1 protein-coding gene is annotated in these 607 nt (G+C 52.6%); it reads right to left on the reverse strand.

What is annotated here, in order from left to right; genetic code table 11:
* The coding region (locus ACTHUR_RS15825; RefSeq protein WP_440399610.1) for a L,D-transpeptidase at nt 1-607 on the reverse strand (607 nt) is incomplete at both ends.

Genomic DNA, 607 nt, shown 5'->3' on the forward strand with positions numbered 1-607 from the left:
GGCGATTTGAGTTTCACACCTTTGGCGCAGGTCAGACAGTTTGCTGCGCCGGTGCGTCCTTTCAGGATTGCATCCACACGTGCGGCAGGAATGGTTTTGCCGTGCGCTTTTGCCCAGGCAGTAATGCTTTTTTTCAGGGCAGCCGTATCAAGGTTTTTCTTGTCGTATGGGTCGCGATAGGCAGCCAGCCACAAGTTTTGGTTGGCATCTTCGTTCAGACTTGCCATTTGATAGATAACGGAGGCAGGAGAACCTGTTGCGATGGTTTTGGCGAATTCCAATGCGTCAGGCGATTTCATGCGCACGCAACCATGGCTGCGGACGCCGGGTACGCTGGCAGGGGCATTGGTGCCGTGAATGCCAAGGCTTAATTTAGGGTCGCCAAGACGGACAAATACCGGGCCCAGCGGGTTATTCGGGCCGGCCGGTACGCTTTTAACTCCGTCATTGCGTTCTTTTTGGATGGATTTAGGGATATGCCAAACCGGGTTGTAGGCTTTTGCGCCTATTTTATGTTCGCCCAGATTGGTTTGGGTCATGGCTTTGCCGACGGCAACAGGATAAATTTTGCTCAGTTTACCGTTGTCGTAGAGGAACAAACGCTGTT

The organism is Neisseria sp. P0021.S007 (genome assembly GCF_051956855.1).